Origin of the sequence: Seleniivibrio woodruffii (assembly GCF_004339245.1) — a bacterium.
GTDB lineage: Bacteria > Chrysiogenota > Deferribacteres > Deferribacterales > Geovibrionaceae > Seleniivibrio > Seleniivibrio woodruffii.
Genome location: NZ_SMGG01000003.1, coordinates 377,298 through 400,841, shown reverse-complemented (window position 1 = coordinate 400,841; position 23,544 = coordinate 377,298). Strand labels below are relative to the sequence as shown.

General features: G+C 49.0%; 23 protein-coding genes. 19 read left to right on the top strand and 4 right to left on the bottom strand.

The window, feature by feature from the left end:
- Positions 1-10 precede the first annotated feature (10 nt).
- Genes C8D98_RS01835 through C8D98_RS01780 form a run of 12 tightly spaced genes read left to right on the top strand, consistent with a single transcriptional unit; the run spans position 11 to position 13,947 of the window.
- The gene (locus C8D98_RS01835) at positions 11-1,522 is read left to right on the top strand and encodes a chemotaxis protein CheW (RefSeq protein WP_132871508.1); all 1,512 of its coding nucleotides are present in this window, start codon (positions 11-13) and stop codon (positions 1,520-1,522) included.
- Positions 1,519-2,583, top strand: a complete 1,065-nt coding sequence (locus C8D98_RS01830; RefSeq protein WP_132871507.1) for a protein-glutamate methylesterase/protein-glutamine glutaminase — start codon at positions 1,519-1,521, stop codon at positions 2,581-2,583. Before C8D98_RS01835 ends, C8D98_RS01830 begins: the two co-directional genes overlap by 4 nt.
- Before the next feature lie 2 nt (positions 2,584-2,585).
- Positions 2,586-2,882 carry an STAS domain-containing protein gene (locus C8D98_RS01825; protein ID WP_132871505.1) on the top strand — a complete coding sequence of 99 codons (297 nt, stop codon included), beginning with the start codon at positions 2,586-2,588 and terminating at the stop codon, positions 2,880-2,882.
- A complete protein-coding gene (locus C8D98_RS01820; RefSeq protein WP_132871504.1) occupies positions 2,882-3,244 on the top strand; it encodes a response regulator in 363 nt (120 codons plus the stop codon). Before C8D98_RS01825 ends, C8D98_RS01820 begins: the two co-directional genes overlap by 1 nt.
- Positions 3,245-3,264: 20 nt before the next feature.
- Positions 3,265-4,320 carry a HEAT repeat domain-containing protein gene (locus C8D98_RS01815; RefSeq protein WP_132871502.1) on the top strand — a complete coding sequence of 352 codons (1,056 nt, stop codon included), beginning with the start codon at positions 3,265-3,267 and terminating at the stop codon, positions 4,318-4,320.
- Positions 4,321-4,336: 16 nt separating this feature from the next.
- A complete protein-coding gene (locus tag C8D98_RS01810) occupies positions 4,337-5,164 on the top strand; it encodes a CheR family methyltransferase (RefSeq protein ID WP_132871500.1) in 828 nt (275 codons plus the stop codon).
- A gap of 2 nt (positions 5,165-5,166) precedes the next feature.
- Complete coding sequence (locus C8D98_RS01805) at positions 5,167-5,532, top strand: response regulator transcription factor (protein WP_132871498.1); 366 nt, start codon at positions 5,167-5,169, stop codon at positions 5,530-5,532.
- A 15-nt stretch (positions 5,533-5,547) separates the two neighbouring features.
- Entirely contained in the window at positions 5,548-8,487 is a 2,940-nt protein-coding gene (locus C8D98_RS01800) for a chemotaxis protein CheA (RefSeq protein WP_132871496.1), read from the top strand.
- A 12-nt stretch (positions 8,488-8,499) separates the two neighbouring features.
- A complete protein-coding gene (locus C8D98_RS01795; RefSeq protein WP_132871494.1) occupies positions 8,500-8,856 on the top strand; it encodes a response regulator in 357 nt (118 codons plus the stop codon).
- Positions 8,849-10,321, top strand: coding sequence for a hypothetical protein (locus C8D98_RS01790; protein ID WP_132871492.1), 1,473 nt, complete (start codon positions 8,849-8,851; stop codon positions 10,319-10,321). The genes C8D98_RS01795 and C8D98_RS01790 overlap by 8 nt, the downstream gene beginning before the upstream one ends.
- Positions 10,321-11,010: a response regulator gene (locus C8D98_RS01785; RefSeq protein ID WP_132871490.1), complete on the top strand. Its 690-nt coding sequence runs from the start codon at positions 10,321-10,323 to the stop codon at positions 11,008-11,010. The genes C8D98_RS01790 and C8D98_RS01785 overlap by 1 nt, the downstream gene beginning before the upstream one ends.
- A gap of 51 nt (positions 11,011-11,061) precedes the next feature.
- A complete protein-coding gene (locus tag C8D98_RS01780; protein WP_132871488.1) occupies positions 11,062-13,947 on the top strand; it encodes an EAL domain-containing protein in 2,886 nt (961 codons plus the stop codon).
- Here C8D98_RS01780 and larC read toward each other — a convergent pair.
- Together larC and nth are read right to left on the bottom strand one after the other, a co-directional pair.
- Positions 13,941-15,092 (bottom strand): nickel pincer cofactor biosynthesis protein LarC, encoded by a 1,152-nt coding sequence (gene larC, locus C8D98_RS01775; protein WP_132871486.1) that lies wholly within the window; start codon positions 15,090-15,092, stop codon positions 13,941-13,943. The genes C8D98_RS01780 and larC overlap by 7 nt on opposite strands.
- The gene (gene nth, locus C8D98_RS01770) at positions 15,064-15,696 is read right to left on the bottom strand and encodes an endonuclease III (protein ID WP_132871484.1); all 633 of its coding nucleotides are present in this window, start codon (positions 15,694-15,696) and stop codon (positions 15,064-15,066) included. Before nth ends, larC begins: the two co-directional genes overlap by 29 nt.
- Positions 15,697-15,757: 61 nt before the next feature.
- Here nth and C8D98_RS01765 point away from each other — a divergent pair, with 61 nt between their 5' ends.
- Entirely contained in the window at positions 15,758-16,513 is a 756-nt protein-coding gene (locus tag C8D98_RS01765; protein ID WP_132871482.1) for a sulfite exporter TauE/SafE family protein, read from the top strand.
- On the opposite strand, the gene C8D98_RS01760 is transcribed toward C8D98_RS01765, so the two are convergent.
- The gene (locus tag C8D98_RS01760; protein WP_243640896.1) at positions 16,503-17,369 is read right to left on the bottom strand and encodes a DUF2156 domain-containing protein; all 867 of its coding nucleotides are present in this window, start codon (positions 17,367-17,369) and stop codon (positions 16,503-16,505) included. The genes C8D98_RS01765 and C8D98_RS01760 overlap by 11 nt on opposite strands.
- Before the next feature lie 280 nt (positions 17,370-17,649).
- Here C8D98_RS01760 and C8D98_RS01755 point away from each other — a divergent pair, with 280 nt between their 5' ends.
- From C8D98_RS01755 to C8D98_RS01730, 6 genes are read left to right on the top strand one after another with little or no spacing between them, the layout of a single operon-like run.
- On the top strand, positions 17,650-18,441 hold the full coding sequence (locus C8D98_RS01755; RefSeq protein ID WP_132871480.1) for a cytochrome C assembly family protein: 792 nt from the start codon (positions 17,650-17,652) through the stop codon (positions 18,439-18,441).
- Positions 18,442-18,445: 4 nt separating this feature from the next.
- A complete protein-coding gene (gene hemA / locus C8D98_RS01750; protein ID WP_132871478.1) occupies positions 18,446-19,717 on the top strand; it encodes a glutamyl-tRNA reductase in 1,272 nt (423 codons plus the stop codon).
- Positions 19,714-20,637 (top strand): hydroxymethylbilane synthase, encoded by a 924-nt coding sequence (gene hemC, locus C8D98_RS01745; protein WP_132871476.1) that lies wholly within the window; start codon positions 19,714-19,716, stop codon positions 20,635-20,637. Before hemA ends, hemC begins: the two co-directional genes overlap by 4 nt.
- Positions 20,637-21,314, top strand: coding sequence for a uroporphyrinogen-III synthase (locus C8D98_RS01740; protein WP_132871474.1), 678 nt, complete (start codon positions 20,637-20,639; stop codon positions 21,312-21,314). The genes hemC and C8D98_RS01740 overlap by 1 nt, the downstream gene beginning before the upstream one ends.
- 14 nt (positions 21,315-21,328) lie before the next feature.
- Positions 21,329-22,300: a porphobilinogen synthase gene (gene hemB, locus C8D98_RS01735; protein ID WP_132871472.1), complete on the top strand. Its 972-nt coding sequence runs from the start codon at positions 21,329-21,331 to the stop codon at positions 22,298-22,300.
- Positions 22,290-23,024 carry a DUF815 domain-containing protein gene (locus tag C8D98_RS01730; protein ID WP_132871470.1) on the top strand — a complete coding sequence of 245 codons (735 nt, stop codon included), beginning with the start codon at positions 22,290-22,292 and terminating at the stop codon, positions 23,022-23,024. The genes hemB and C8D98_RS01730 overlap by 11 nt, the downstream gene beginning before the upstream one ends.
- Here C8D98_RS01730 and C8D98_RS01725 read toward each other — a convergent pair.
- The gene (locus tag C8D98_RS01725) at positions 23,015-23,392 is read right to left on the bottom strand and encodes a (deoxy)nucleoside triphosphate pyrophosphohydrolase (protein ID WP_132871468.1); all 378 of its coding nucleotides are present in this window, start codon (positions 23,390-23,392) and stop codon (positions 23,015-23,017) included. The genes C8D98_RS01730 and C8D98_RS01725 overlap by 10 nt on opposite strands.
- Positions 23,393-23,544: the final 152 nt, after the last annotated feature.

Here is a 23,544-nt window from a genome sequence, read left to right as displayed (position 1 = left end):
GAGAGCAAAAATGGCATCAGCAGTTGAAAGTCCGCAGGACAGTATATATGTATCGTTCCGCCTGGGGCAGGAGACGTACGGCATAGGTATCGACGATGTTAAGCAGATAATACGTCTGCCACACATCACCCGTGTGCCCAAAATGCCCCCCTATGTGGTGGGAATGAGCAACCTGAGGGGCGAGGTCATTCCTCTTACCGACCTTTCGCTCAGGCTGGGCTATGCCCATCCGTGTGAGAACACGGACGACACGAGGGTCATCGTCGTTGAAAAAGAGGGAACTCTGAACGGTTTCGTTGTGGAATCCGTCAGCGAGGTGAAATCCACCGAGGTACATCAGCTGGATGCATTCCCCGAAATGCTTAACGCAGAGGTGGATAAAAGATACGTAAAAGGGATCATGAAGGTGAATCAGGGCGGCAGCGTAATTCTGGTTCAGATTCTGAACACCGATGAAGTGATAGACATTACAGCCCTTAAGGCTCAGATAGAGAAACAGGGATTCCGCAGAAACACCGTTGAGCGGGCGGAAGAGGCCGCAGCGGCGAACATGCGGGTCAAGCGTTTCATCAGCTTCAACATAACAACTCAGGAATATGCGGTGGAGATACACCGTATAAACGAGATAATCTGGATGCCGGAAGTGACGGCAATCCCCGGCCTGCCGGACTATGTCATGGGCATTTTTTCGCTCAGAGGCAAGGTTATCCCCCTGCTTTCGCTCCACGACAAATTCGGCAAAAGGCACAACGGCCACAACGAGAACAGCAGAGTTATCATTGTGGACATCAACAACGTTCTTGTGGCCTTCGCCGCAGACAAGGTGAACGCTGTTCTCAGTGTTGACGAATCCCTTATCGAAGAACCGCCCAAGTCGTTCTCCGACGAGGAGAGCGAGATATCCGCAGTTTTAAAGCTTGATAAGGGCGAAAGACTCGTTATGGCGCTTGAAACAAAGAATATAGTGAACAAAACGGAGTTGGAGGCACTTTCCAGAGTGGCCGACCAGTCCGGAGGTAACCTTACGATGGCAGACCTGAACACCTCCGCAAAGGATGAAGAGAAACAGATAGTAACTTTCCGCATAGAGAACGAGCAGTACGGAATCCTCATTGAAAAGGTGCAGGAGATAAACCGCTACACCAACGTAACCAAGGTTCCGAAAACGCCCAAATTTGTGGAAGGGATAATAAACCTGAGAGGCGAGGTCATCCCCCTTATTGATCTTCGCTCCCGTTTCGACCTGAACGCAAAAGAGCGTGACGAGTTCACCCGAGTGATAATAGTCAACCTTAAAAACATGAAGGTTGGTTTCGTTGTTGACGAGGTGGACGAGGTTCTGCGAATTAAAAAGGACGACATCGAACCTGTTCCCCCCGTTCTTTCGGCAACTGTAAGTTCCGAGTTTATCGGCGGCGTGGTGAACATCACAAGCAAACAGAGAATGATACTCCTTCTGAACATAGAAGACCTGTTTTCCAGATCCGAAATGACAAAACTGGAGAAGATGAAGCAGGAATGAAAAAAGTAAGGGTACTGGTTGTCGATGATTCCGCACTGATGCGGAAGAAGATAAAGGAGATGCTGGACGAATCGTTCGGCATTGAGGTCATCGACACCGCAAGAAACGGCGAAGACGCAATAGCAAAGGCGGAGGCACTCAAACCCGACGTGATAACTCTGGACGTCAACATGCCCGTTATGGACGGACTGACGGCACTCCGGATTATCCACGAGAAGAAGATATGCCCCGTGATAATGCTCAGTTCCCTGACGCAGGAGGGTGCAAACACCACCTTTCAGGCGTTGGAACTGGGGGCTTTCGACTTTGTGGCAAAGCCCAGCGGAACCGTTTCCAGAGATATTGAGACCGTTAAAAGGGAGCTGGCCATAAAGGTTAAGGCAGCCGCCGGAATGGGACTCTCAAAACTCACCCGAAGAACCGACAGAGCAGTGATAGAAAAGCATATGATAGAGGTTCCGGAATCCTCCCTCAGCTCTGCCGATTTCAAGGTGGTCTGCATAGGGATATCCACAGGGGGGCCTAAAACCATTTTTGAGGTTCTGCCCCACATTCCGCAGGATATAAATGCCGCCATCTTCATGGTTCAGCACATGCCTGTGGGGTTCACAGAATCCTATGCCAGAAGGCTGAACGAATCCTGCCGCATCACTGTGAAGGAGGCGGAGGCCGGAGACATTGTCACCCCCGGTGTATGCTATGTGGGCAGGGCGGGCAACCACATGACGATGTACAAAAAAATGAACGGCGATGTTACGCTCCGTCTGGGCAAAACCCCCGACCATGCGTTCATCCCCAGCGTTGATATAATGATGGAATCCGCATCCGGCGTATACGGAAGCAAAACCCTCGGTGTGCTCATGACAGGAATGGGCAACGACGGCGCAGCCTCCATGTGTCTGATAAAAAAGGCCGGCGGATACACCATCGCCGAATCCGAAGAGACAGCAGTGGTATACGGAATGCCCAAAGAGGCTGTCAACAGAGGCTGTACGGACATTGTTCTGCCCAGCTACAAAATAGCCGCTGAAATATGCCGCAAAGTCGGCAGGGGGTGGTAAGAATGGAAGTTAAAGAACTGAAAAACAAAATAAAAGTGACCTTTCCCGCTGAATCGGAAATATTCATGGCAGAGGAATTTCTATCCCTGTTCGGCGAAATTTCCTTTGGCGGAAAAGAGCTTGAGGCCGACTTTTCGAAAGTGACCTCAATGGACACTGTTTTTCTGCAGATTGCACTCTCTCTTTTCAAAACCGCCAGAGCTGAAGGTTCTAAGATAACATTGAAGTCCTGCGAACAGCTGGACAAACTTACAGATATATACGGACTGCCTATTCAAGATGCAGTCGGAGGTAATTAATGAAACGGATTCTTATTGTTGACGATGCCATAACCATGCGTCAGTTGGTTGCGGCTACACTCAAGTCAGCGGGATATGAGGTTGTGGATGCCAGAGACGGCGTTGATGCTCTGAAAAAACTGGAGACCGGACGTTTCAATCTGGTGGTTTCAGACGTGAACATGCCCAATATGGACGGCATAACCTTCCTGAAAGAGATGAAAAAGAACCCCACCCATAAATTCACCCCGGTGATAATGCTTACGACGGAATCTCAGGCCTCCATCAAGGAGGAGGGGCGACTGGCGGGTGCCAAGGCGTGGATAGTCAAGCCTTTCAAACCCAATGACCTTCTGACCGTTATCAAAAAGATAATCGGCTAGAAACCCGAAGGAGAAACGCAGTGGACAGGCAGACTCTCATAGAGAAGCTGAAAAACACGGACGAAACAGAGCGTATCTACACCGTTGAGGACGTCCTTTCGGAAAAGGACGAGTCGCTCTATCCCGTGCTGATCAGCCATATGTACAGCGAGCAGAGCAGACTTGTGAGAGAGCTTATTGTCGAAGCGTTCAAAGTGCTTGATGTATCGCCGTATTTCGGCGAGATAGCCAGTTACTTCGAATCCTCCGATGCCTATATCAGAAACTGCGCCATAGAGATCTTCGGTTCCAAAGGCGAGGACGCAGTACCCTATCTGACATCTATAATGGATCATCCCAACCGTGAGGTCAGAAAGCTGATACTGGACAGTCTGGTGGCCACCAGCTCAAAATATTCAATACCCGCACTGCGTGCCGGACTGAACGACAAGGCGCCCAACGTTATGATGACCGCAGTCGAATACCTCGGAAAAATATACGACGAGGACTCTCTGGAAGACATCATGACCATATTCGAGCAGACCGCTGAGCCGATGATACGCATCTCCTGTCTTGAGACGCTGACGATAATGGGCAAGCCACAGACAGTTGACAGGGTGCTTTCGGTGGTGGGCGGAAAAAACATGGAGAGTCTCTACAAGCCGACCGTGCTCAGACTGGTGGGCGAAAAGGGCTCAACACGCCATCTGGATTTTCTGCTGTCGTTTCTGAACAACAAGAACACTATGTATTTCAGAGAGATAGCCAACGCCGTGCTGAAGATCGTATCCAGAAACGACATACACAAACTGGACGAGGAACATACAAAATTTATGCTGAACAACCTCAGAAATCTGGACGGATATCCGGAGGAGAGGCTGACTTTTCTGCAGATCGTGTCGCACCTTGATATCCCGGACAAGGCCTCGCTCTATGAGGAGCTGGCGTCGGATGCAAACGAGAACATAAGCCTTACGGCACTGGAGCATCTGGCTGTGACCAACAGGGACAGAGCTATCAGACTGACCGAGAAAAAACTGAAAATGGCGGACGGTGAATTCCGGAGGATGCTGCAGGGCCTTCTGGAAATCTTATAGGAGCGGCACAGCTTTAATGTTCATCAACAACGATGACTACATCGACCTGACAGCGTTTATTTATAAAAAGTCAGGCATAAAATTTGAAGATAAGAAAAGGTACTTCATCAACAAGCGGGTTGAGAAGCGGCTTATCGAAATGAACATTGACAATGTGCGGGATTACCTGCGTTTTCTCAAGTTCAAGGACAACGGGGACGAGTTTCAGTCTCTTATGAACCTGCTGACCGTTAACGAGACATATTTTTTCAGGGAGTTTTCCACTCTGGAAACCTTCGCCGAGCACTGCCTGCAGGAGATAGCCGAACGCAAGGCCGCCTCAGGCGACAAAAGCATCCGCATCTGGTCTGCGGGATGCTCCACAGGCGAGGAACCCTACACTCTGGCGATAATCGTCAGGGAGATGCTCGATAATCTTTCCGGCTGGGATGTGCGCATTCTGGCCAGCGACATAGATGAGAACGTTCTGGCTAAGGCGCAGAACGCAAGGTACGACGACAGAAGCCTGAAAGATATGCCCGATGAGTATTACTCAAAATACTTCATCCGGTCGGACGGCTACCACACCCCCGTAAAGGAGGTGCGGAACATGGTCAGTTTCGAACACCTGAACCTCATGGACAAAGAGGCCATGAGACGCAAGCGTGGCTTCGATTTCATCTTCTGCCGAAACGTGCTGATATACTTTGACGACCTGTCCAGAAAACAGGTGGTGGATCACTACTACATCGCCATGAACAAGGGCGGATACATTTTTCTGGGTCACAGCGAATCCGTTGGCAGGATAACCACTGCATTCAGCATGAAGCGGATGGGCAGCAGTGTCGTATATTATAAGGGGTAGTTATGGCTATTAAGGTACTTGTTATCGATGACTCGGACATGGTGAGACATTTTCACGGAAACATACTGAAGTCTTCGGGATTCGAGGCAGACGGCGCAATAGACGGCATGGATGCTCTGGAAAAAGCCGTCCAGAACAACTATGCGCTGATGCTGTGCGACCTTAACATGCCCCGGATGGACGGCATAACCTTTATAAAAGAATACAGAAAAACGGGCAAAGAGACGCCAATAATCATAATAACCACACAGGAAGAGCTGGAAAACCGCCGGATGGGCTACGAATCCGGTGCAAACCTTTATATAACGAAACCCGTTAAACCCGACGACCTGATACTTAACATCAAAATGCTTCTCGGCATTATCTGATAAGCGGAGCCAAATATGACTCACATCGATATGGAAAAATTCAGAATGGAGTTCCTTGAGGAGGCGACAGACCTGCTCGAAAATGCGAACGAAAGCATCCTTAAGGCCGAATCCGAAGGTGATACGGAGCTTTTCAACGCCGTTTTCCGCAACATACACACTATAAAGGGCAGTGCAGGCGGATTCGGATTCGACAATATGTCGGATTTCGCACACCACCTCGAATCCCTTCTGGACAAACTCAGAAACGGACAGCTGACCATCGACGGCGACATCACCGACCTTCTGCTTAAGGGCGTTGACGTGCTGTTTGAGATGATAGAATATGCAAGAAACAAAAAAGAATACGACCGTGACCTATCCGGTATTCTGGCAATGTTCGCAGCGGCCGACGGAGCCACAGCTCCTGCCGTTGCCGAAAAAACGGAGGAAGCTTCCCCGCTTGCCAGAGCGGACAGAAACGTAGCGTCCATTCTTAAACAGAACAACCCAGGTTTCGGCAGGGCATATAAAATAGACCTCAACTTCACCGACGATATGCTTGAGAACGGCTACGACCCCGTGACCCTTCTCTCAAATCTGAAAGAGATATCCGAGTTCTACTTTGCAGACACCGATACCTCCTCAATAGATATGCTTAGCGCCCACGAACCGTATAAGCTCCATCTGCGCCCGAAGGTTTACATAATCTCCGATGCGGCGAAAGAGGAGATAGCCGATCTGGCTTTTGACCCAGAACTCATGACCATCACAGAAGTTTCACTTGAGGATGAGCCGGAGGAAACGGCGGAAACGTTTATTCCGGAATCAGCACACAACATTACAGATGATGACGAATATGACCACATCCCCGACACCGTGGACACAGAAGGCATCCAGAATGAGCTTCTGGCCGAGCTTGCCAGCGGCATTGAGGATTATTTCGAATCCATAGAGAACTTCCTGATAACCATAGAAAAAACGGGCGAAGGCTCCAAAGACGCACTGGACAATATTTTCAGGGTTTTCCACAATATCAAGGGTGACTGCGGCTATGTGGGCTTTAAGTTCCTCGAAAAATACGCCCACCTCGTTGAAAACATGCTGGACAAAGTCCGTTCAGGTTCAATCGTCTTCGATAAAAAAGCGGCGGAGTTCATCCTTAACGTCATTTCAGATGTTAAAGCACTGATGAAATCCATCCTTATTAACAACGCACCCGAAATGCCCCGCACCTATAAACAGCTGAACAACCTGCAGGAATCCATGCTGACCATGGAGGAGAAAACTCCGGCTGTCACAGGCGACATCAAGGTTTTCCTGTCGCAGGTGGATCAGTTTCTGGAGATAATCTCTCTGGCAAAGGCAAACAACAATAACCACGGCATGCTGAAACGTGCCGCCGCAGGGCTTGCCAATGCCGCTAAATACATCGGATTCGCCGACCTGAACGATCTGGCGCAGAAATTCGGCCAGAAGGCAGGCTCCGGAGCGGATTTCTCATCGGAACTCGTAAACATCGAAAAATATATCGCCGCACTGAAATCACCCGCCAAAAAGTTGGGTGAACTGCTGATCGAATCGGGCAAAGTGACCCCGAAAGAGATTGAAGAGGCGAAGGCTCAGCAGAAGAAGATAGGCGAGATTCTGGTGGATCAGGGCAAGCTGAACAAGCAGGACCTTGAGATTGCACTAAAAAAACAGGTGATAATGAAGGCGGTTTCGCCGGACGACACCAGCAACATATCCCTTGCCTCCGCCCTTACAAAAGAGGAACAGGAGGAGAAGGACGGCGCATCCAAAGAAAAATATTCCCAGTCCATGAAGGTGGACCAGGAGAAAATAGACAAATTCACCAACACTATAGGCGAACTGGTGGTCGCAAAGAACGCCTACGAATATATGGTGCAGAAGCTCATCCGTGAGTTCGATCTGCCCACGAGCCTGCTTAAAGACTTCAAAGACAACTCAAACCTTATCTCCCGCATTGCGCAGGATCTCCAGAGGGATATCATGTCTCTGCGGATGGTTCCCATAAAGCAGATCTTCAACAAGTTCCCAAGAGTGGTAAGGGATATCGCACGCAAGCAGAACAAGCAGATAGACCTGCGGATAATAGGCGAGGACACCGAGATCGACAAAAAGATCGCCGACATACTCTCCGACCCGCTGGTGCATCTGGTGCGCAACTCCTGTGACCACGGAATAGAGACACCGCCGGAAAGATCGGCCGCCTCCAAGCCTGAGGAGGGACATCTTATCCTCAAGGCCTACAATGAAGGCAGCTTTGTCTACATAGAGGTTATCGACGACGGACGAGGAATTGACCCCAAAAAGATTCTTGCAAAAGCAATAAACAAAGGTCTGGCTCCCGAAGATGCCGTCATGCCCGACAACGAGATAATCCAGTTCATCCTTGCTCCGGGATTCTCCACAGCGGAGACAGTCACAGACATCTCTGGACGGGGCGTAGGTATGGACGTTGTTAAAAGCTCCATAACCAGCGTGGGCGGCAACATAGACGTTCAGTCCTCTGTGGGCGACGGAACCCGCATGATCATGAAAATACCTGTCACCATAGGCATGTCCACATCGCTTCTGGTACGCATGGCAGCCGACGAGCACTATGCGTTCCCCATTGAGAACGTGGCGGAGACCATAAAGGTTGACAGAAAGCAGGTGAAAGACCTGCATTTCGGCAACGGAATCTATTACAGAGGAAACGTTCTGCCGCTGGTTCACCTGTCAAAACTTCTGGGCGAAAAAGAAAAAGAGCTGCCCGAAGAGGTCAACATCGTAATAACTGTTACAGATAACGGAAAAACGGGTATAATAGTCGATGAACTCCTGAACAGAATGGACATCGCGATCAAACCCGTTCCCGAATACTTCGCACACCTTAACTACATCGGAGGCGTAACAATACTCGGCGATGGCAAGGCCGTTCTTGTCCTTAATGTCAATAAATTATTATGACGGCGGGAAAAAATGGATATACTTATTATTGATGATAATTCCCTGCACCTGAAAATGTGCAGGATCCTATTGGAGAAGCTGAAACATTCGGTTGAAACTGTTGATTCTTTCTCTGCGCTCAAAAACAGACTGGCCTCCATCAAAGAACCTCGTGTGGCTTTGGTGGATTTCAGACTGGAACCGGGCATCACCGGAGTGGATGTTCTTAACCTTCTCAGAAAAGACACCAAATGGAGAATGACAAAATACATCGCTTTGACGGCAGACGTGGCCGAAAAGGGTCATCTGGACGGAGCGGGATTTGACGATATCATTTTCAAACCCGTAACCGAAGAACTGCTGGCGGAAATATTAAGGAAATATGAGTAACACATACGACAGGCTCAAAGACGAAATCAATGAATGCTTCTATCACATAGTGGGCATCATTAACGAAATAATCGAACACCGCAGCGAGAGCTTCTCACAGATGCTCGACGTGGGTGAGAAGATACAAAGGGAATCCGACGTTTTTGTCGGGGAGACCGACGTTCTTGTGCGCCGGATATCTGCCGACATAAATTCAAAAATAGAAAATCTGAACATGGAGAAGATGCGTGGCGAGCTGAACGACGCCACAAAAACCTTCCTTTCCATAACCGAAGAGCTTGAACTGCTGTCATATAACACCATATGCCGCACAATGGCACTGGGCGACAAGGGCGCAACCATCACCCACATAAGCAAGGAGATCAAAAAATACTCCACAACGGTCAAAGCCCTTCTGGACGAAATAACGAAAGATTTCAGCGCAGTTTATGAAGAATTCAAGTATATAGCGGACAACATAATAAACAGCGACATGAGCACATCGACAGAGACACTCAGGCTGGACGACACCGATAATATCGTCATCAGCTCCGACGTTTCCGTGCTTATAGAAAACTCACAGTTCCACGATATATTCTCTCAGGAACTTGAAATAATCAACAACGCCATCGGCCACACACGCTACAGCGACCCCTACGAGGCCGGAAAGATATTCGGAATATACGAAAAAGCCGGCGCAAAGCTGGAATATGTAAAAAACGAACTCCAGAGCAGACTCTATACCATTAAGGACGTTATGAAGGATTTCCTTTATACCTTCAACACCGACCTTCAGAACATCGTGAGCAAGACCAACATACTGCGTGAAGAACTGATAAGCGTGCACAACGTTTCAAAGACCATCTGCATGACCATCTCCGACCTGCAGAAGAAAACGGCGAACTCACAGAAGTCCATAAACAACGCCGCATCAAAACTGACCCTGCTGGGCAAGCAGTCAAAAACGTTTAAAAACCTCGTTGTGGTAACAGCCATAGAGGTTGCCCGCATAAACGATGAAGATCTCAGAAGTGTGGTCGCCTCGATGCTGAGCACCGAGCAGGAACTGCACAAGCTCATAAGCCAGCTTGAAGACAACATAGACAAATGGCAGGCTCTTCAGAAGGATTTCAGCTTCACTTTCAAAGATGCCGGAATGCATCTTAAGTCTGTCTGCGACCCTTCGCTCTCCGGAGAGAGGGACGACATGCTGCAAAGCACCTACGAGCTTGAAAAACAGCTCACGGAGTTCCGCAAGATATTCACCGGAGAGAAATATCTCAGATATTTCGACAGAAACACCGAAATACTGATATCCCTTTTCGGCGAGTTCAACCTGACGGTCAACGATGAGTTTGAAGTGTTCAGCTCAAGGCTCACTCCGGCGATCCTGTCGGACGAAGAGTTCACCAGAGGACGGGCAGAATCTGAACTGAAAGATATTCTGGCTTCAGAGGACGACCAGTCCAGTATTGAGTTTTTCTGATGAACGATCCTCTTAAGATACTGATTGCAGACGACGACAACCTGAACCGCATCCTCCTTTCGAAGCTTATTCAGAAGTTCGGAGTTGAGTGCGAAACTGCACCAAACGGTTCCGAGGCACTGTCAGTGTTCGAATTGTCCCATTTCGACGCAGTGTTTCTGGACATCAATATGCCCGTTATGTCAGGCCCCGAGTGCGCCTCGGAGATAATCCGTATAGCTCCCGACAGAAAACCCCTTCTGGTCTGCATTTCGGCTGATGAAAAAGGTCCTGAGACCTCCATGTTCGATTATTTTCTGCTGAAACCCTTTAACACGGATGAAATAAGAGACCTGCTGGATGCCCTGACCTCAGCCCTGAAATCGGAAATGTCCTATGACTTCGAAGAGGTCATAAGGATCATAGGGCTTGACAGAGAGACCATGCAGATGCTTATGGACGAGTTCTTTTCCGTTATGACAGAAGAACTTGAAAACCTCAAAAAAGCTGTTGCGGAAAGAAACAGCGACATGATCACCCACGTTGCCCACAAAATGAAGGGTGCGGCGGCGGGGATGATGGTGGAAAACCTCAGAAACCTCTGCTCTGAAATGCAGAACGTCAATAAATCGGATATCAGGCTCGTCCGACTGCTGCTTGTTCAAATTGGCTGTTGTTTCAGCCGATTTCGGGGATTATTCACAAAGTGATTGGCTTGCGGCGGCTCTGCCTTTCTGATAGATTCAAATAGGATTATTCTGATGGAAAATATGGACAGTTGCTTCATTGATCTCTTCAGCAAAGGAAATATCGTTTTTTTCGGCATCCGTCTGGAAGCAGGATATCCTTTTGACTATCTTTCCTCAAGCTCCGAATCTGTCACCGGATACACTCAGGACGATCTTAAACACGGGCTTTTTCTCACCGATATCATCCATAAATCTGATCTGCCAGACGTTATAGCCGGACTGGAAAGCACCACCGGACGCTGTTATCTGCACGAGTTCCGGCTGATCTGCAAATCAGGCAAGATAATCACCGCTCAGGCTTTTTTCAGTATATACAATGAATCAATGCAGATAACCGGCTACCTCACCGACATATCGGCCAACGCCGAATCCGAGAGCCGTCTGGAAACCATACTTTCCACCCTGCCAGGCGGGGTTATCGAGCTGGACACCGAATGCCGCATCCTCTCAGCAAACAAAGCCATTCAGGAGATATACGGCTATAAACCTGAGGAACTGAAAGGCCGGAGTCTCGCCATTCTCATGGATGAGCAGAGCGGCAGATTCGTTGTGAACAATCTTCAGCTTGCGGCGCAGACAGAGGCTCTGCCCACAAAATTTACCCACAGACACCACAAAAAAGACGGCAGTGTTATCCACGTCGAGTTTGCATGGAGCTATGTCAGAGATGGAAAAGAGAGGATAAAGGGCTTCATCTGCTCAATAACCGATGTCACCGACAAAAAACTTGCCCATGATGCGCTCTCGAAACAGCTTAACTTCCTCCACCATATCCTCGAATCAATCTCCCACCCCTTCTTCGTTATTAACGTTAAAACCATGGAGGTTGTGATAGCCAACAGCGCATCCGGCTACCGCACGGGAGTGAAATGCCACGAGCTTCTGCGCAAAAGCAACTATCCCTGCTTTATGGAGGACTTCGAATGTCCTCTGCACACAGTTAAAAAGACAAAACAGCCTTTCAGCTGCGTCCATATACACTTCGACAGCGATAACCAGCGCAAGTATTACGAGATACACGGACAGCCGGTTTTCAACGAAAAGGGTGAACTGGTTCAGATGATAGAATACGCACTGGACATCACCGACCGCAAACGCTCGGAAAGCGAACTTGAAAAGTACCGCAACCACCTTGAGATCCTCGTGGACAAGAGAACCGACGAGCTGAACAAGGTCAACATGCAGCTTATGAACGAGATCGACGAGCGTATCGAGAAGGAGCGTCAGCTTCTTCTGGCCGCCAGCGTCATAGAGAATACCATAGAGGGGATAACGGTCACCGACTGCTTCGGAACCATCCAGAAGGTTAATCCGGCTTTCACGGAGATAACGGGCTACGAGCCGGAAGAGGTCATCGGCAAGACTCCCAGAATACTGAAATCCGACAAACACGACGAGGACTTCTACAAGATAATGTGGGGAAACCTCATAACCAAGGGGACATGGTCTGGCGAAATATGGAACCGCCGCAAAAACGGCGATGCCTACCCCGAATGGCTCTCAATTAACGCCATAAGGGACGAATTCGGCAACATAACCCATTTTGTGGCAGTGTTCCACGACATATCGGAGGTTAAGCAGGGGGAGGAGAAGCTGAAATATCAGGCTCATCACGACACCCTGACAGGACTTCCGAACCGCCAGCTCTTCAACGACCGTCTGGAGATGGCCATTGCATTCGCAAAACGCCACAACCAGAGGGTTGCGGTAATTTTCATCGATCTTGACAACTTCAAGAACGTTAACGACACCATGGGACACCATGTGGGCGATATTCTGCTTCAGAAGGTTGCAGACATCCTGAAAAAGTGCGTCCGTCAGGAGGACACAGTGGCAAGGCTGGGCGGAGACGAGTTCATGCTCATCCTTCAGGACATCCTGACCGAAGCCAACGCCGTTGAAACAGCAAGACGCATCCTCGCCGAATTTGCACGCCCCATATCTGTGGGCGGCAATGAGTTTTTCATAAACGCAAGTCTGGGAATCACAATGTATCCTGACGACGGAGAGGACGTTCTCACCATGGTGAAGAACGCCGACCTCGCCATGTACCGTGTTAAAGAGACGGGCAAGAACGGATATCAGCTCTTCACCAAGAATATGAACGAAAAGGTGCAGACCCGTGTAAGTCTGGAAAGGGAACTGCGCAGAGCCGTTCAGCAGGGAGAGTTCGACCTCGTGTATCAGCCGAAGGTAAGCCTGTCCACCGGCAGGGTCACCGGAGCGGAAGCACTCATCCGCTGGAACAAGGATGGACGGATAGTTTCCCCGCAGGATTTCATACCCGTTGCGGAAGAGACCGGACACATTATCGCCATAGGCAGGTTCGTTCTTAACAAAGCCTGCGAAGATGCCGTAAAATGGCACAAACTCGGATTTAAAGACTTAGACGTAGCGGTAAACCTCTCCGCAAGACAGTTCAGGGACGAGAACCTCATAGACAGCGTCTGCGGAATAATAGATTCAACAGGGATAGACCCCCGCCTTCTGGGGCTTGAAATAACCGAGAACACCATGATGGAGGATATTCAGACGACAATAATCGCTCTGGCGCATCTGGTTCAGAGGGGGGTTAAGATATCCATCGATGATTTCGGCACAGGCTATTCATCTCTCAGTTATCTGAAAAAATTCCCCATACACGTTCTTAAGGTCGACAGACAGTTCATTAAGGATATCCCCGACGATACGGACGACATAGCCATTTCCACCGCCATCATAAATCTGGCGAAAGGTCTTAACCTTCAGGTCGTTGCAGAGGGAGTGGAAACGCAGGAACAGCTTGATTTCTGCCGTGAGCACGGCTGCGACGGCATTCAGGGATATTTCTTCAGCAGACCGCTGTCCTGCGATGCTTTTATGGAGCTTCTTTTAAGCGGCCGCACTCTTTATCAATAATACATGGCTTTGGCCATTTCATAGATTTTTGATGCAGGCATCCCCAGTTTTTCAGACACACGCACGCAGTCGTCCCATTCGGGGCTGAATTTTTTTATATCCCCGTATTCCAGAACCTTCACAGCCACCTTTTCCCCCAAAACCTCCGTCTCTTCCATGTGTCTGTCCATGATTATCCTGTCCACTGGATAGTGGCGCAGTCCGGCGGTTGAGGTGTTGGCAAAGAGTATCTCGGCAACCTTCTCCAGATTTGGGCGAGAGCAGAGAACGTTCAGCAGATAAACGGGTCTGTTCTTCTTGCCTATGGACTGAGTGAGGGTGACATCGTGTGCGATGCCTTTAAAAAGTTCATACAGCCGCCCCATCATCTCCCCTGTGCAGTCGTCGATGCTGGTCTCCGCCATAACAAGGTCGCTCTGAGAAACTCTCTCAAGCAAAATGCCCCTCAGCATATTCGGCACTGTCATGAATGTTTTCGTGCCTGTTGAAAAGGCGGTGTTTATTATCTTTCCGGCGAAAGTGCCATAGTCTTTCACATAATATTTCAGGATGGCGGCTCCGGTAGGTGTCGTCATCTCCGTCTGCTCGGAAGAGGGGGCTATTGCCACTCCTTCCAGAATTTTCAGAACCGCAGGTGCGGGCACAGGCATGGTTCCGTGAGCCATTTTAACAAATCCGCAGCCCAGAACAGGCAGCGACGAAGTTATCCGCTTTATCCCCAGCTTCTCCACTCCGTATGCAAACACGGCAATGTCGAATATTGAATCCAGTGCGCCCACCTCGTGGAAATGCACCTTCTCAGGATCCATCCCGTGGACAGCTCCCTCGGCATCCGCAATTATCTGAAAGATCCCTACGGCATCCTTTTTAACCTGTTCGGAAAATGCCGACCTTCCGAGCATCTCCCGTATGTCCTTCATGGTTCTGTGTGCATGCTCATGGGGCAGATCAAGCTTCAGCCGTCCGCACATAACGCCGGAAACGTCCGCCTGCTCAACCCATGCGCCTATGCTGACCCCTGTCATATCCGAAACCAGTTTTGCGCCTTCTGAAATATCCAGTCCCAGCCCGCAGAGCACCCCCACGGACATATCCCCTGAAATTCCCGAAACTATATCAAAGTGAAGCGTAGTATTTGCAGACATCCTTTACCCCGCATATTGTGCATTTTGGACTTTTGGCGGTGCATATCTCCCGCCCGAAGCTGATGCATCTGTGTCCCCAGATACAGTGATTTTCGCCATCGATGAGCTGTTCCAGCTCTCTTTCTATCTTAACAGGGTCGTCGCTGTTCACCAGTCCCAGCCTGTTTGAAATCCTTTTAACATGTGTATCCACAACAACCCCCGGCCTGTGCCAGATGTTGCCGAGGATAACATTTGCGGTCTTTCTGCCCACTCCCGCCAGAGCCGTAAGCTCCTCCATTGTGTCAGGAACCTCTCCGCCGTGCCGCTCAACAAGCGCTTTCGCCATGCTTATGAGGTTCTTCGCCTTGGTCTGATACAGCCCCGCACTCTTCACAATGGCGGCTACGCTGTCATAGTCCGCATTGGCAAGGGCGAATGCGTCGGGATAAGCCCTGAAAAGATTCGGAGTTATTTCGTTCACCCGCTTGTCGGTGCACTGCGCCGAAAGAGCCGTGGCGCAGATAAGCTGAAAAGGATTTTCATAGTTAAGAGAGCACCTTGCGTGTGCCCAGTTCCCGGCCAGATAGTTTTCGAAGATTTGTGAGAGCTGCTGTTTATCCATAAGCTTATAATTTATTCTTTTTATATTTGCGTTTAAAGAGTTTTTTTGCGTAAAATCCAATATGGACATGGAATTACTGAAATATATCATTCTACCTCTTTTCGGGGCTTTCGCCGGATTTATAAACACCATGGCGGGCGGCGGCTCATTTCTGACCACCCCACTGCTGATCTTCACAGGGCTTGACCCCACAATAGCCAACGGAACCAACAGGCTGGGCATTTTCATCCAGTCGGTGTTCGGATTCAATAAGTTCCGCACCATGGGCTATTTCCCCGTTAAAATGGCAAAGGTATCCTTTCTGCCATCCATTGCCGGCGCACTGCTTGGTTCATATCTGGCAACGGTGATTGCGGAGGATGCTTTCAGGAAATATCTCGCATTCTTTATGGTCATCATGACCCTTGTAACCTTTTTCAAGCCCGTTTCGGACAAAAAGCTGGAAGATATAGAAACTACCCCTTCAACGGTGGCTCTGCTCTCCGTTCTCTATTTTCTGATGGGGATATACAGCGGATTCATTCAGGCGGGAGTGGGATTTCTGATCCTCGCATGCTGTGTCATGTCCGGTCTGGACTACATCAGGGGAAATTCAATAAAGATGTTCATGAACATCACAACCGCAGTCTTTTCCCTTGCAGTGTTCATCTATCACGGCAAAGTTGTCTGGCTGGACGGGATACTTCTTGGCGGAGGAATGGCGCTAGGCGCAATAATATCAGTGAAATTCTCGATTAAAGCCGGAAATGTTTTTGTGAAGAGGTTCGTATCCGCAACGGTGATAGTGTTCGCCGTTCTGCTTCTTATTACGGGATGAAACGCATCCTGTATTTTTTCACCAGAACGTCGGGAACATAGCTGGTCTTTGCAACCCGAAGGGCTGTGCTGCCCAGATCCTGCTCAAAGTTTATGAATTCATAGCGTTTCGGCAGAATTGATGCAAAGTCGTTATAGAGAAACTGATAGATACCCTTATATTTTGTGATGCCCTTGGCAAAATGCATCACATATGTGTTGTCCGTAAGCTCCTCGCCGAGGATGAAGCCTGCGGGCTGTTTGTCCGCATAATAAATTCCGCCGCAGATGCCCAGCTCTTTGTAAAGCGTCAGCGCCTCGTGGCAGGCCTTATAGTCGGTCTGTTCCTTGGGCAGGTCGGCCTGATTCTGCCATTCGTCAAGAATGTAGAACGCATCCTTTATATTGTCCTTGGTGATCATGAATGCCGTTGCCGAATATCTCTCGGTGAACTGCTTAAGCAGATTGCGCTTCTTATGCAGTTTCCGTCCGGCATAGGTGGACATCTTTACGCTGGTGTATATGTAGTCCGTGTCGCCGTCCTGATAGGTCAGCTCCACTCCGTGCTGTCTGAAAAACTCAGCCCACTCCTCAAACACCGGAAAGAAGAAATCGCATCTCTCCTGAAGTTTTTTCAGAGTTTCAACCGGTACATCCCGCAGATCGCAGGCGGGCATTATATGGGTTTTACTGTCGTAGGTTGTTCCCTGAATGAAGGTGAAGCCTTCGAAATCGAATACATGGTAGTCATGGTTGCCCCTGAACAGGTAAAGGTTCTGAAAGCTGTATTCAGATACAGGGATATTAACCGATTTAAGCTTAGGCTCAAGCAGAGGCTTTTGTTCCAAAGATATAGGTGTGCCAATCATATCCGTCATAAAATATACCATTACATGAATTTTGTCCAAATTAAATTAAAATCAAGATTAAACTTCATTAATATTTTTGATAAGACGGATTTAGCTGATAACCAAAAAGAAATTCATCCTTCTGAGCCTCTTTTCCTCAGAAAATGCCGCTATGAAATATTTTTACTCAAAAACTTAATAATTTTTCCCTTTCAAAAATACCTGTGATATATATAATTTAGTTTGCGGGGTTTCAAAGCCCCCTCAAGACAAACCGGGCGTTTATCGTGCCCCACCGGAGCAATGTTTAATGTTTTTTGACCTTACTATCCTCTGTGCCGTGCTCGCACTTCTGCACGTCACACTATACATATTCATGGGTCATCAGCGGCTGGTGATAATAACCAATACCTTTGCGGTTCTTGGTCTTGTGTTTGCCTCCATCCAGTTCATCGATCTCTGGAAGGACAGACATATGCTCCCCTTCGGCTCTCTGAGCGGTCTTTTTCTGTTCCTGTCGCTGGCTCTTCTTCTGGTTTATGTTCTTATGTATGTCAAATACAAGCGGGTCTCGCTGGGTCTTTTCATCTTCCCTCTGACCGTGCTTTTCATAATGATATCCCGCCTGGCCGGGGGCATGCCTGAGTATGTAAACCCCAACGCCGCAAGTTTCTGGCTGTATATCCACCTGCCGTTCACAATAATCGGTACGGCTTTTTTCATGGTGTCCACAGTCTGCGGCATAATGTATTTCATTCAGGAACGCCAGCTTAAAAACAAGAAATTCGGAATAATCTTCCGCAGTTTCCCGCCTCTGGATACAATCGACAAACTGATAAACACCACACTCTATATCGGATTTTACACCTTCACCATAGGGCTTCTCTCCGGTCTTGTATGGATGATGTATGCCAACGGCGTTATCAACATCTACAGCCCTAAGCTGGTCTTCGCAATCATAACATGGATAATCTACAGCGGTATCACCTTCTACAAACAGCTCAAAGGGCTCTCGCCCAAGCATACCGCTCTGTCAACCATAATAGGTTTTATTTCCGTACTGATCACTTATGTCGGTGTGGCTTTTTTTGTAATGGGATGAACAAATGCAGCTTGCAGTTTTAGGTCTTAACCACAACACCGCCCCTGTCGGCGTAAGGGAAACCCTTGCCGTTGACGGGTCGGAACTAGCCGAAATATATTCGGAGATAATGAATAACGACAGGATATACGAGGCGATGATAATCTCCACCTGCAACAGGGTGGAATATTACATTGTTACGGATGACTTCCTGTGCAACATTGAGAGCGTTCTGGAGATAGTCTCCGAACACTGCAAAATGGACAGGTCGGAACTCCGCAAATATACCTATATCCACTGCGGAGAGGACTCCGTGCGCCATATCTTCCGTGTGGCCAGCGGTCTGGATTCCCTCGTTATGGGCGAGCCACAGATCTTCGGTCAGGTGAAGGATTCCTTCGAAAACTGCCGTCTCTACGGCGGAGCCGGAACCTTCATGAAAAAACTGGAAGAATACACCATCAAAACCACTAAAAAGGTGCGCACCTATACAGGCATAGGCGAAAACCCCGTGTCTGTCAGCTACGCCGCCGTGGAACTGGCTTCAAAGATTTTCGGCAGCCTTTCCGACAAGCACGCACTGATAATCGGTGCGGGCGAGATGTGCGAACTGGCATCCAAGCACCTTGTCACCGCCGGAATAGGCGGAATAACCGTTACCAACAGAACTTTTGAAAAAGCCCAGAAGCTGGCCTCCGAGGTAGGCGGTTCAGCCGTCGATTTCAGCAGCTTCAAAGCCTGCCTTGCGGATTCGGACATTGTCATAAGCTCCACAGGCGCAACCGACCTGCTGGTTACAGCCGCAGACGTCAAAGAGGCTATGGTGGTGCGCAAACGCCGCCCCATGTTCTTCATAGACATCGCAGTTCCCAGAGACATCGACCCTAAGATCGACGAGCTTGAAAACGCCTACGTTTACAGCATAGACGACCTTAAGGCCGTTGTTGACGCAAACCGCAAACAGCGGGAGAAAGAGGCCGTAAAGGCCATGGAATACATCGAGGACGGCCTTACAGCTTTCTATGACTGGCTGGAATCAATGAAGATAATCCCTGTCATCAAATCCCTGCGTCAGCAGTTTGAGGACAAAAAAGAGGAGGAACTGAAACGCTTCTCCTCAAAATTCAAAATTGAAGACAAGAACGAACTTGCGAAAATAGAGTACCTCGTGTCGGCATACATGAACAAAGTGCTGCACACCCCCCTTAAGAACCTTAAAAACGCCTCCGCCGTTAAAGGAAAATATTCACTGGATGAGGCACTTAAAATCTTATTCGAACTTGAGGATGTGAAATGAAAAAAGTAGTCATCGCAACAAGAGGCAGCAACCTCGCACTCTGGCAGGCAGAACACATTAAGGCTCTGCTCATGGAAAGACACGGAGTTGAGGTTGAGCTTAACGTAATAAAGACCAAAGGGGACATCATCCTCGACGTTCCGCTGGCAAAGATCGGCGGAAAAGGTCTGTTCGTTAAAGAGATCGAGCAGGCGCTTCTGGACAACACGGCAGACATCGCCGTCCACAGCATGAAGGACGTTCCCATGGAACTTCCCGAAGGTCTGACGCTCTATGCAAGCCCCATCGGCGAAACTCCCTACGACTGCTTCGTTTCAGTTAAATACAACAACCTTGCAGAACTGCCCGAAGGCGCAATCGTCGGCACAAGCAGCCTCCGCAGAAAGGTTCAGCTTAAAAAAGTACGCCCCGATCTGGTCATTAAAGACCTGAGAGGCAACGTCAACACCCGTCTTGCCAAACTTGAGAAGGGCGAATACGACTGTATCATCCTTGCAAAGGCCGGACTTGTCCGCCTCGGTTTCGAGGAGAGAGTCCGTGAAACTTTCAACGTCGACCTCATGCTCCCCGCATGCTGTCAGGGAATCCTCGGCATAGAGATCCGTGAGAACGACACCGAAATGATGAACCTGCTGAACTTCCTTCGCCACGAAGAGACAGAGACCCGTGTCAAATGCGAACGTGCATTCTTGCGCAGACTCGAAGGCGGCTGTCAGGCTCCCATCGCCGGACACTCCGTCATCAGCGGCAATGTTATCTCCATGAAGGGAATCGTTTCCGACATCGAAGGCTCAGTTTTCATCGAAGAGAGCATAAACGGCGACATCCGTGACGCCGAAGCACTTGGCAAAGCTCTTGCAGACAAGATTCTGGCCAACGGCGGAAAAGAGATACTGGACGAGATTTACAAAGACGCATAATGAACGTTCTGGTCACACGGGAAGCCGATAAGTCTCAGAAATTCGCAGAACTGCTTTCGCAGGCGGGGCACACCCCGTTCATCCTGCCCATGATAGAGTGCGTTCCCGTTGATGCCGAAATCGGCGGATACTACGACTTCGGTATCTTCACCAGCCTTAATGCCGTCAAATACTTTGAAAAATATAAGAACTCCGTCCGCTTCGGCAAAATAGCCGCTGTGGGCTCCGCAACAAAGGCCGCAATGGAAAAGGCAGGCTACCGTGTAGACCTGATGCCTGAAGAGTTTTCAGCCGTGGGGCTGGTAAAGCTTTTTCAGGATTTCGACCTCACGGGGAAAACCTTTCTCATGGCAGGGGCAGAAACCCGTGCCGGAGATTTCCACGAATGGCTGAAAGCGAACCAATGCAGTGCCGAAGTTGTCACTATATACAGAACGGAAGCAGTTGAGAGAACGAAAGAGGAGGTTGACGCCTATCTGGCAAAGAACGCCATAGACGTTGTCACTTTCGCATCCCCATCTGCCGTAAGAGCTTTCTTCGCGGTGACGGACACTGACAAAACCATTGTCGTAATAGGCCGGACAACTGCGGCAGCCGTTGCTAACTTCAATAAAAAATGCCTCACTCCAAAGGAATTCACCCTTGAGGCAATGACAGATATAATAAACACGCTTTAACAAAGAGGTGGCATATGTTCCCCATCGACAGACCCAGAAGACTCAGAACCAGCGAAACAATGAGAAGACTGGTTCGTGAAACAATACTTTCAGCCAACGATTTCATCTATCCGCTGTTCGTGTGTGAAGGCGAGAACATCAAAAATCCCGTCTCCTCCATGCCCGGCGTATTCCAGATGTCCATAGACAACATCGTTAAAGAGTGCGAAGAGGTAAAAGCTCTGGGAATCCCCGGCGTAATCCTTTTCGGTATACCCGCATATAAGGACGAAATGGGCTCAGAGGCATACAACGAGCACGGAATAATCCAGAAAGCGGTAAAGGCCATCAAAGAGAACGTTAAAGACCTGCTGGTGATAACCGACGTCTGCATGTGCGAATATACAGACCACGGTCACTGCGGGGTCATAAAAAACGGCGAAGTGGACAACGACGAAACACTCCGCTACCTCGCCCTTGAAACACTTACACACGTCAAAGCCGGCGCAGATATAGTCGCTCCCAGCGACATGATGGACGGCCGTGTGGAAGTTATGCGTGAGATACTGGACGAACACGGCTACCATAACGTGCCGATCATGAGCTATTCCGTTAAATACTGCTCCGCTTTCTACGGTCCTTTCCGTGAAGCTGCAGAATCCACGCCCAAGTTCGGCGACAGAAAGACATATCAGATGGATCCCGCAAACCGTACCGAAGGCCTTAAGGAAGCGGCTCTGGATATTCAGGAGGGTGCTGACATCATTATGGTTAAGCCCGCTCTCCCCTATCTGGACATAATCAGCGACCTTAAGCAGAACTTCGACAGACCCGTTGCGGCCTACCATGTCAGCGGCGAGTACGCAATGGTCATGGCTGCGGACAAACTGGGCTGGATGGACGGACACAGAGCCATGATGGAAGCACTCACATCCATCAAGCGTGCCGGAGCCGATATAATCATAACCTATTACGCTAAGGAAGCGGCGAAAGCTCTTGGGAAATAAAACAAATGCTTACAGATGGTCTGAAGGCGAATTAGTCCAGATTGACCACGTTGAAAAGGTTTTCAGAGGCGAACTTGTAGCCATCGACAGACAGGTCGAGCTGGCAGTCAGAAATATAGAAGCGTTCATAAGCGGTATCCCCGCTCTCAATATGCTCCTCTGGGGCGAAAAGGGACTGGGCAAGTCCACCATGATAAAAATGCTCCTCACCGAATACGGCGAGAAGGGACTGACTGCGGTGGAGTTCCGCCACACCGACATAAATGACCTCTACGGTCTCTATGCCGAAATCCGTAAGATGCCAGACAGATACGTCCTTATCTATATGGACGATATCTCGTTTGATGCAGGTGATTCCGTCTACAGACTCTTCAAATCCATCCTCGAAGGGGGACTGGAGGAGAAGCCGAAAAACTGCATTTTTGTGGCCACTTCCAACAAAAGACACATGATAACCGAGTCCGCACAGACCTTCGGCGATGTTTACGACAGGGACGAGATAAACGAGAAGGCATCTCTCTTCGCAAGGTTCGGACTGGCCATCGGTTTCTACCCGCTGAACCCTAAAGACTACAAGCAAATTGTTAAAGCTTATCTTGAGAAATTTAACATAGGTGCTTATGACAAATGGGAAATCGAAGCAGAAGCCTATGCCATGGACAGAGGCGGAAGAAGCGGCAGAATCGCAAAACAATTCGCCATTTATAAGAATATTTACAGATAACTCAGTATTTCCATATCACCAGGGGCGAGTTCTTTAGTTTTGAGCTCGTCCAGGGTTCCCCAGAACATGTCAATGTGCTCCCTCATTTCGAATCTTGTCGAAATCATCTCCGCTTTATAAAAATGCAAAGTCAATTTTTTGTCGTCTGTAATATGTTCTGTTGAAACAACAAAGCTGCACACTTTTATCTCGGCATCGAACTCTTCGAGCATCTCTCTCACTAAAGCGTCCTCGTGAGATTCGCCATCTTCGACCTTACCTCCGGGGAACTCCCAGAGACCGCCAAGCTGTTTATCCAGAGGTCTGCGGGCTATAAAATATTTTCCATCTCTGTGGAGAACTGCGGCAACAACGTTGATCTCTTTCATTTATACTCCTCTTCCTGATATGGACTTAATAATGTAAATCCACCCTGACCCTCTTTTGTAAAAGGAGGGCGAGAATAATCCTCCTATTCTCATGAGGAGGTTTGAAAATATTTTAACAACAAAAAGGCGGGGTTGATGCCCCGCCTTGCTAA